Origin of the sequence: Halomonas citrativorans (genome assembly GCF_014898005.1) — a bacterium.
Taxonomy (GTDB): Bacteria; Pseudomonadota; Gammaproteobacteria; order Pseudomonadales; family Halomonadaceae; genus Vreelandella; species Vreelandella citrativorans.
The window spans coordinates 1-9,846 of record NZ_JABUYX010000043.1 but is presented as its reverse complement, the minus strand read 5'-3'; the positions used below and the strand labels follow the sequence as shown (position 1 = coordinate 9,846).

The 9,846-nt window shown below is 50.9% G+C and carries 8 protein-coding genes; 5 read left to right on the top strand and 3 right to left on the bottom strand.

Features of this window, described 5'->3' with window-relative positions; all coding sequences use genetic code 11:
- Window positions 1–128: 128 nt before the first annotated feature.
- The gene (locus INT20_RS17655; protein WP_193057424.1) at window positions 129–1,781 is read right to left on the bottom strand and encodes an SLC13 family permease; all 1,653 of its coding nucleotides are present in this window, start codon (window positions 1,779–1,781) and stop codon (window positions 129–131) included.
- 867 nt (window positions 1,782–2,648) lie between these two features.
- Between INT20_RS17655 and INT20_RS17650 the strand changes: the two genes are divergently transcribed.
- The 5 genes from INT20_RS17650 (at window position 2,649) to INT20_RS17630 (ending at window position 6,338) form a co-directional block, all read left to right on the top strand.
- The gene (locus INT20_RS17650) at window positions 2,649–2,963 is read left to right on the top strand and encodes a hypothetical protein (protein ID WP_172118984.1); all 315 of its coding nucleotides are present in this window, start codon (window positions 2,649–2,651) and stop codon (window positions 2,961–2,963) included.
- A 341-nt stretch (window positions 2,964–3,304) separates the two neighbouring features.
- Window positions 3,305–4,531, top strand: coding sequence for a serine/threonine transporter SstT (gene sstT, locus INT20_RS17645; RefSeq protein ID WP_193054492.1), 1,227 nt, complete (start codon window positions 3,305–3,307; stop codon window positions 4,529–4,531).
- A 237-nt stretch (window positions 4,532–4,768) separates the two neighbouring features.
- Window positions 4,769–5,299 carry a helix-turn-helix domain-containing protein gene (locus tag INT20_RS17640; RefSeq protein WP_193054491.1) on the top strand — a complete coding sequence of 177 codons (531 nt, stop codon included), beginning with the start codon at window positions 4,769–4,771 and terminating at the stop codon, window positions 5,297–5,299.
- Entirely contained in the window at window positions 5,296–6,006 is a 711-nt protein-coding gene (locus INT20_RS17635) for an AzlC family ABC transporter permease (RefSeq protein ID WP_193054490.1), read from the top strand. Before INT20_RS17640 ends, INT20_RS17635 begins: the two co-directional genes overlap by 4 nt.
- Window positions 6,003–6,338 carry an AzlD domain-containing protein gene (locus INT20_RS17630; protein WP_087109813.1) on the top strand — a complete coding sequence of 112 codons (336 nt, stop codon included), beginning with the start codon at window positions 6,003–6,005 and terminating at the stop codon, window positions 6,336–6,338. Before INT20_RS17635 ends, INT20_RS17630 begins: the two co-directional genes overlap by 4 nt.
- Before the next feature lie 67 nt (window positions 6,339–6,405).
- On the opposite strand, the gene INT20_RS17625 is transcribed toward INT20_RS17630, so the two are convergent.
- Both INT20_RS17625 and INT20_RS17620 read right to left on the bottom strand, forming a co-directional pair.
- Window positions 6,406–8,544 (bottom strand): TonB-dependent siderophore receptor, encoded by a 2,139-nt coding sequence (locus INT20_RS17625; protein WP_193054489.1) that lies wholly within the window; start codon window positions 8,542–8,544, stop codon window positions 6,406–6,408.
- Between the two features lie 816 nt (window positions 8,545–9,360).
- A partial coding sequence (locus INT20_RS17620) for a hypothetical protein (protein WP_193057423.1) occupies window positions 9,361–9,846 on the bottom strand: 486 nt, incomplete at its 5' end.

Genomic DNA, 9,846 nt, shown 5'->3' with positions numbered 1-9,846 from the left:
AGTCATCCTGAGGCACCACCCTCAGGAATAGCGCCTGTTAAGGCGCTGCGCGCCATGCCTGGCGCACCATAAAAAAAAGCCCTTATCGATGGATAAGGGCTTTGATCAAAAACGCTTAAAAGAGCGCTTTAGTGACGGAAAGCTTCGGGATAGACCGTCAAATCAACCCCCCATAGCATCGGTAAAAGGAAGTATACAGACGCCGTAATCAGGAGCATGGAGATAATATTCAGGCCGAAACCGTTACGTACCATTTCGGTGATCTTGATTTTGCCAGTTGCGAAGATAATCGCGTTGGGCGGCGTCCCTACCGGCAACATAAAGGCACAGTTGGCCGCCATGGCAGCAGGTACCATCAAAGCAAACGGGTGAATATTTAGCGCCAGCGCCAGCGATGCCAGTACCGGTAAAATCATGGTTGCCGTTGCTGTATTGGAGGTAATTTCCGTAAGAAACAGCACTATACCGGTCGCCAGAAGAATGACCAGAATGAAATTCATTCCCTGAAGCACGCTCATCTGGTTGCCAATCCAGCCCGCCAGACCTGAGGAGCCGAACCCTGCCGCAATGGCCAAGCCGCCTCCAAATAGCAGTAAAATACCCCACGGCACGTCCCGCGCGATATCCCAGTTGAGCAGACAGCCGCCTTTGTTTTTAGAGGGAAGCAGGAACAGTAATATCGCAGCACTGATCGCTATCATGGCATCACTGATACCTGGAATATTAATAATCTGGCCTTGCCACAAGAAAGAGCGAGTAATCCAGAAAAACGCTGCAAAAATGAACACCCCCAGAACGGCTTTCTCTTCAAATGAGATCTTGCCTAGCGCTTCCTTTTCTTTCTTGATGAGATCCTTACCGCCGGGAAGGTTACGAAAACTAATCGGATAAATCAGGTAAGTAAGCATCATCCAACCCAATACCAGCAGCACCATTACCACCGGGAAAGCAAACATTAACCAGTTGGCAAAGGAGATTTCCACGCCAAAAAGTTGATTCACGACCGCCGCTAAAATGATGTTCGGCGGTGTACCAATCAACGTGCCTAACCCACCAATAGTGCCGCCGTAACCGACACCGAAAATTAGTGCTTTACTGAACTTGTCAATTTCCTTGCTATCAACCTCGCCCCCGTTTTTACCCAGTTCCTGGCTCACCTGGTAGACGATCGCGGTGCCGATCGGCAGCATCATCATGACCGCGGCGGTATTCGACACCCACATGGAAAGAAACCCAGTGGCCGCCATAAAGCCAAACACGATGCTGTTAATACTGGTGCCCAACACGGAAATAATCGTCAGTGCGATACGCTTGTGCAGGTCCCACTTTTCCATGGCCAGTGCGATCATAAACCCGCCCAGGAAAAGGAAAATAATAGGATTTCCGTAAGCAGCCGTGACCGTACTTCCATCCAATGCGCCCGTAATAGGCAGCAATATAATGGGTAATAACGACGTTGCCGGGATAGGGATAGCCTCAGTAATCCACCAAACAGCGACCCACAACGTAGTTGCCAAGACCATGCGGCCTTCAAAACTTAAATCAGCAGGATGAAAAAACAGCGCAACCAAAGCAAACAGCAGCGGCCCAAGTACAAGCCCTACTGTTTGGGGCTTATTGTAAGCAGGTGGGCGTGGAGATGGCCCACTGCCCTGAGACTCTCCACCACCGGATGCGGCGGAAGGACGTGAGGTGCTGGGAGCATGCGTTGAGGGTAACGCACACATCAGCAGTTTCTTGGCTTGATCGTGGGAATACCATAGCTGGTCCCACACGGTCATCATGGCAACTCTGCGCATTATAAAAACACCGCTGTCAGGTGAACAAAAAGTAGATTGATAGTGAGCAACTTACCCAGGCTGAGAAGGGCTCAACGATTTCGTGGCGCCCTTTATTAACTGCAATAGGACATTAGTCCAGCAAAACGCCCACAATTACAACCAAAGTCTAACAACGTTAGTCGTATAACCTGAGCCAGCAGGCACCCTGGTTATTGCCAAAAATGTCTATCGCTGCGTGCTGCCAGTCGCGAATCTGGAAAAACCATCTGGTTTTCAAGCGTCACCCATCAACACAGGCTTTGCCTTGGTGACATATTGATGGCAAAAAAATTAACGTTTTGTATAGCTTTTATTAAGTCGCTTTTTACCTATCGTGGTCTATGCTGAAACCTGAAGCGGTCTTTCAGAAACGATTCTTTAAAAAACGTTGTGAAATGGCCCAAGGGTACGGGCTTTGGATTAGTGGGGATCAGGGGTGACTAATCGCAACGCGATGGGAGCCAGGATGAAACGTCAACATCTTTTCAATGGAGCAAAACCAGACAGCCGTAACTACCTTAAAAAACATCTTATATAACAGCTATATAGGAATCAAAAAGCCAAGAAGAAGAAATGATAAAACGTGCTTTACTGGCTTTTTTATCAGGCTGCGTAGTCACATTGATCGCTACGCTACCTTTGTAATAGCGGTAAGGGAAGCAGCGAGCCCCTCTACTCATCGGAGCGGGATTTTTATTGGGCGAAAGCGTAAGAGCGAGAAGAGGCAAATAACACCTTTAAGGGGTTTGCTTCTGAAGGAAACCTATATTAGTCTTGAAGAGTACAATTTACGTACAAATAAACTCAGCATTCACAAGGAGTAGTGGCATGCAACATATCCATCTAGCAGAGATTTCCCAAGCTGGTCTTCAACTTGCGATTCAAGAAATCAAGGATGAAATGTTCGACACCCCGGAATGTGATTACACCATCGCCAAGCTGCTCTGCCACTGTAGCCAGTTTGAAACAGCGGAGCATCAGCTAGACGAAATGCTTTTAAAATGGGGCTCCTCCCCCGACGTGATTGAGCTAACTGACAAAGGCTATGCCATGCTAGCCAGCATGAAAGCCAGTGCCGTTGCCGAGATGACGCCAACTGCGGTTTCTAGCAAGACACCTCGTCAGGCAATAGTCGCTGCCTAATTATTTACTTATCAAGGTACTGCTTTTCAGCCCTACCCTTGCCTCTTTTATTCGGCGGCAAGGGTAGTATTCGTTTAATCGGTCAGTCTTCCCCGCTGCGTATCCCCGTTCATTAAAACATCGCTTCTCCGCACACCTTCCTCTCAGCTTTTTTGCACTTATTGGGCTGACATACAAAGCAACACCAGTGCTGCCAAGCGTAGTGACTGCTCTACTTAAAACCCTCCCAAAGAAACTTGCTCACGAAAATCCCGCAGGATAGCGCCAAGTGGTAGAATGCTGCCCCTTTCCGGAGGCGTCTACGTATGCCCATCCCTATTCGACTACCAGAGTGACGCGCGATGATTGCAACCACCACTGGCTTATTCCGCCCGCTTTTACAGCTGGGCCTTATCCCGCAGATTTTAATTGGCATCGTGGCAGGTACGCTGCTCGCAATCTTTGCACCCGCGATTGCCGATAATGTAGCGCTACTGGGCCAGCTATTCATTTCCGCTCTTCAAGCCGTTGCGCCTATTTTAGTTTTTGTTCTGGTGGCAGCCGCCATTTCCGCCCATAGGCAGGGGCAGCCTACACATATTCGCTCGGTGCTAGTGCTGTATATTGTCGGTACGCTGATAGCGGCACTGATTGCGGTAGCCGCGAGCTTTTTGTTTCCTACGGAGCTGTCGCTTAACGCAGAACAGGTAAGTGGTAACCCGCCCGGAGATATTTTTCAGATACTGCAAAACCTACTGCTGAATGCGGTCGCTAACCCTGTCACTGCACTGATGGAAGGTAATTTTATTGCTATTCTTGCCTGGGCCGTCGGTTTGGGTTTAATGCTGCGCCAAGCCAGCGAAACCACGCGCCTTGCTCTTAGCGATCTTTCTGACGCCGTTTCACGGATTGTGGCGCTGGTTATTCGCATTGCCCCACTGGGTATCTTTGGCCTGGTGGCAGGTACGCTGGCCGAGTCAGGCATCGAGGCGCTGCTTAATTATGCCCAGCTACTAACCGTTATTGTGGGCTGCATGCTGTTTGTCGCGCTGGTAAGCAATCCGCTGCTGGTGTACATCGCCACCCGTCAAAACCCTTACCCGCTGGTCTTTGCCTGCCTGCGTGGCAGCGCGATCACCGCCTTCTTCACGCGTAGTTCTGCTGCCAACATCCCGATTAACCTTGAGCTCTGCCGCCGCCTGAAGCTGGACCCTGATACCTACTCCATCTCTATCCCGCTGGGTGCCACCATCAACATGTGTGGCGCGGCCATCACTATCACTGTCATTACCCTGGCCACGACACATACCTTAGGTATTAACGTCGACTTCCCCACCGCCCTACTACTGTGCATCGTATCCGCCCTGGCGGCTTGCGGCGTTTCAGGCGTGGCGGGCGGCTCGCTAATGCTGATCCCGATGGCCGCCAACCTGTTTGGCATTCCTACCGAAGTGGCCATGCAGGCGGTTGCGATTGGCTTTGTGATCAGCGTGGTACAGGATTCCACAGAGACGGCGCTTAACTCCTCAACCGATGTACTGTTTACTGCAGCTGCTTGCCGAGCTAAAGAGGCAAAGACCAGCGCCTAAGCTTCAAGCGTTCAGCCTTCTCTTAACAGCTACATTCCCGCTGTTAAGAGAAGGCCAATAAATACCAACGGCTCGTTTTGGATCATGACTTCAAAACGGGCCGTTTTGGTATTTGGCTTCTTATGGTTAGCATCCCCCATCGCTCAGAAGCGACGAAGCGCTTTTGTAGCGCTCAGGTTGACAAACAAGCGTTCCTTATATAGAACGTTCTCTATAAGGAACAACGAGACACCCTGTATGGATAAGCTTTCACTTAATACGCTGGGCCAGCATTTGCAGTCGCTGCGCCAGCAACAAGGCCTTTCGCTTTCTCAGTTAGCGAACGCCGCCGGTATGGCTAAATCCAATTTATGTCGACTTGAGCAAGGCAACGGCAACCCAACGCTGGACACCATTTGGCGGCTGGCCGTTCAACTCAACACTCCCTTTGGCACCCTAGTCGCGCCGATTACCGTACCGCTGGGCGAAGACGGCGTGCAAGTACGCCTCATTGACCAAGGCAAAGGCGCCCCCCACGTGGACGCCTACTGGATGCGCTGCGCGCCCAACACGCGGCGCCGGGCTGAAGCGCATACACCGGGCACGCAGGAATCCCTTACCCTTATTAGCGGCTGGCTGGAAGCTGGACCGGAAGGTAACACCACGCAGCTTACCCCCGGTGAAAGCCTGACCTTCCCTGCCGATAAACCACACATTTATCGCACCCAAGCGGCAGAAGCCACCATGATCCTGACCATCACCTATGGTGAAAAAGGTGATACACCATGAGCCATGCATTAACTCACTCAGCGCTAAAAGGCGCACGAGAAGCCATCCCTCTGCTGGGCGGCTATATACCGGTCTCGCTCTCATTCGGCCTGGTGGCGACACAAGCGGGCTTCACCACATGGGAGGCCGCCGCTATTTCACTGCTGATCTACGCCGGAGCCTCGCAGTTTCTCTTTGTTGGTATGATCGCGGCGGGTTCGCCGCTTTGGCTGGTTGTCGCGATGACGCTATTGATCAACGTACGCCATGTGGTTTATGGCCCTAATCTAGCCGCATTATTGCCTCAGAGCCGTCACTGGCCCTGGCTGATGCACGGCCTTACTGACCAGGTGTTTGCTTTAGCCTTAACGCGGCTTCCTCACTTGGATAAACCGGAGCGCTTCGGCTGGTTTTTGGGAGCATCGCTCCTCGCCTGGGGCGCCTGGATCATAGGAACTATCGTAGGAGCGACGGCGGGAGAGGCGTTCACCTCTCGCTGGCCTCTGCTGGGTGAGATTATGCCTTTCGCCCTGCCCGCGCTGTTTTTAACCATGGTAGCACCGCGGTTTACCGACAAACGCTGGTCGCTCGCACTCAGCGGGGCCATAGTATCCGCCCTCTTGTTTACGCTATATGGCTGGGCCAACGTCGCCATTCCACTTGCTGCCGCCTGCGGCGCGCTCTGCTTCTATATGGTTAAGCTTGAATCCAGCAAAGGTGCGTTATGAGTACAGGGCTTTGGTTAGCGGTTATTGCCTCGGCATTAGGTACGCTACTCATACGCGTCGTCCCTTTTCTATGGATGCAGCGCCGCTTAGGCAGTGATAGCGGCATCAACAACATGCCTCAGTGGCTGGGTATTTTAGGGCCGCTAATGATTGCAGCGGTGCTGGGCGTTTCTATTGTACCGGTTAACCCAAGTACGATTTCCTGGACCGCAACCGCCATTGGCCTGCTGGTTACCCTGCTGGTATGGCTGCGCGTGCGTTCACTGGGTTGGCCGGTGGCGGCAGGCGTCGGCATGTTTGGGCTGGTGCAAGTAGGCGCTTCCGTGCTTTAACACATGTACCAACACGTCAGTTGCTGAATGAATCAGCAACTGACGTTAACCACTCACCAGCAGCAACCTACCAGCTGTATTTCAGGCTACCCACCACGCTGCGCGAGGCTCCGTAATAGCAGTAAAAGTCACAGCCACTGACGTACTCTTCATCGGTAAGGTTGTTGACGTTGACCTGGGCAGTCCAGCTGTCGTTAATGCGGTAGCTCACCATGGCATCATAGAGCGTTGTAGAAGGGACATTTTGCTCAATAGCGCTATTCGCGCTGGGTACCGTTTCCCCCATATAACGCACACCCGCCCCTACCGAAAGCCCAGCCAATGTGCGGCTCATATCGTAATCCAACCACGCTGACGCCATGTGCCTTGGCACCAAGGGAACACGCTCATCCCGCAGTGCATCATTCGCATCATAGCGGGCATCGGTATAGGTATAGGCGGCAATCAGTTTTAGCTCATCTGTTAAATAGCCCACGCCTTCGATCTCTACCCCCTGCGAGCGGCGCTTGCCTACCTGCTCTTGAACAGGCGCACTGGTCGAGATCAGGGTGTTATTCTCTTCGACATCAAAGGCGGCAATGGTGAGATAACCATCTACGTCCGGTGGGGCAATTTTAACCCCAGCCTCAAACTGGCGACCCTCTAATGGCTCATAACTAGCGCCATCTGGACCAATACCCGCCACCGGGGTGAACGACTCGCTATAGCTCACATAGGGGGAAACTCCGTTTTCGCCCAGGTACATCGCACCGGCCGTAACAGAGAGGTGTTCGTCATCGTACCCTTCGCTGGAGCTGCCCGTGGTATCGCTAAAATCGTCGCTGCTATCGACATTATCGTAGCGCGCCCCAGCAAGCAGAACCCACTGATCGGCTATGCGCAGTTGGTTTTGAACATAGAGCCCCACTTGGCGGCGATCGACATTATGCTCGGTGGGGTCACCGGTATCCGGCGCCGTAAACGCCGAGTAATCGGGGTTATAGAGATCCACCGTATCGATATTTGTAAAGAAGCTAGAGCCATCACCCAGGGTGCGGAAACTGTCGCGGTTGGTGTAGTTTAAATTCAGTTCTTGATAGCCCGCGCCAACCAATAACGTATTCTCTGTGTTCTCGGTATAAGTACGCGCGATGAGTCGGTTATCAATATTAAACGCATCGTACTGGCCATCCCGGTCAATAATCCCACGGGAAATACTACGTGGCGGCGTTATATACGAATTGGGGTAAACGTTGCGCAGTTCCAAATCCAAATGGGTATAGCGGGCATTCTGCTGAAACTCCCAGGTATCGTTTATCTGGTGTTCCAGCTCATAGCCAATCGCAACCTGGCGCTGATCTAACCGATCATAATCCGGTTGACCAAAATTGGTCGCCGGATCAATTTTCCCAAACGGAGAGTCTTCGAGGGTACCCAGTGCCGGAAAGAACCCATTGGTAGGCACGCCCTGGTCTTTCTGGACGCTAGCAAGGAAGGTGACGGTGGTATCATCGCTAACATCGACCGCCAGGCTAGGCGCAAAGTAATAGCGCTCTTTTTCACTCCCGTTGAGCTCGCCCTCACCATCGCGATAGAGGCCCACTAGGCGATAGCGCACGTCATCGCGCTGCCCCACCGGGCCAGACACATCCACCCCTACCTGGCGATGATCATGGTTACCGGCTTCAACCTGCAGCGCTCCTTGCGGTTCACGGGTGGGCCGTTTACTAATCCCGTTGATCATGCCGCCAGGGGGCGCCTCGCCATAGAGGATTGAGGCAGGCCCTTTCAAAAGATCAACACGTTCAAAGCCAAAGGGCTCACTCATCCACCAGAAATAGCCTCCTGTACGGAAGAGCCGCAAACCATCCTGGTAAGTAGCGCCTTCCGCACTAAACCCACGCAGGAAAAACCAGTCGGCATTGTTGTCATTACCGTAAGGCTGAGACACAACACCGGAGCGGTACTGGAAGGTTTCGTCATATTTATTGACGCCGCGATCCTCAAGCTCCTCCGCACTCACGGTTGAAATAGCGCGAGGCGTTTCTACATCCGGGGTATCCACCTTCAGCGCGGTCGCCGTCACCACAGTGGTCCCCATGTTCACGGCCTCTTCCTGCGCCAGTGCAGCAAAAGGCACAACACACAACGTCCCCCCTAACGACACAGCCAATGCACGGCGAATAGCGACAGACAACGGTGTAGCGGAAAAAGGCGAACGACGCATGTTAAACAAACCTCACTGACAGGCAGAATGGGGGAGAGGAGCACGTGTTTTTATAGTAAGCAAACAGAGGAAGGCGAATGATACGGATTATTATTCACAACTACAACAATCACACGATGTCAAGTTTTCTTAGCCACAACGCCATTTGCAGACTCGCCGCCGTCTTTCCTAAGGAGACTTGTGCTCTTTCGCACTTCTTTTCAAAATTGACTAGCAGTGAAATAAATTGGCGAGGCTTACTTATTCGCCTGCTAGCAAGAAAACGCTTTGGGAAGGTGCCAGATTAGCTATCTGGAACCTTGCTTTAGGTCTAGCTGGCTACCTGAGTCGTGCTCACACATGTTTCAGCTATTGTTGATCGACAACGCAAAACAGCCGGCTACTTTCGAGCTAACAGCGAAGCACATCGCAAAGATGGGTAACTTTCAAAGGACGCGGAGAGACATATGGGAAGGAAGATTGATTTTGAGCCATGGGACTTAAAATCTCTTGCCAGAAGCAAGCAAAAATTAGAAATGGTGGGCCCAGTAGGACTTGAACCTACGACCAAGGGATTATGAAAGCGCCCCAATGCTGCATTAGCTGGCTCACCAGATCATAAGTCGCTGAATTACCAAGCCCTAGATGCTAACTATAGCAAGCTAGGATATGGTGCGGTTGACCGAATGTTAACACCATACGCTAACTCGACCTACTGATTACAATAACCTGCCCTAGCGGCACACGATGACATAAAGATTTTTATTTAATCACTTACGCACACCAAGAAATTTATCTCAACATTTCATGACGTGTTCAAGTGAATACTAAAGCAACTCATCCGGCTATTAAACCAATCAAGTAATAGATTATAATTGACGATAATACTATGAAAATAACTCTTTTCTTCGCAACTAAATTTTCATCGCCTCTTTTTGCTCTACTCCACTCATTTAAAAAATATTCACCAAGCTTATCAGCCAATTCCGTATCAAGTTTATAACACTCCCTAAAATGAAAATCCGAAACTTTTTCTTTATTTAAAACAAGGCTTTCACACAATTTTCTATAACTCTGATAATGTTTCCTAACCACATTAAAAATCAATCTCTCTTCACCTTTCTTTATACTTCTAAACCTAACATTCATTTCTGCGTAGGAATCGAAGAAGCTCATTCTAGCTTCATATACTCGTTCTTCAAAAATCGAAACCTCTCCTTTTATTTTATCTATATCCTTTCTTATTTGTAGTGGTTCAATAAAACCGGACACCAACGTAGGTGGTAATATTGCCACCATAAGCGAGGTGTCTGATGACCAGGA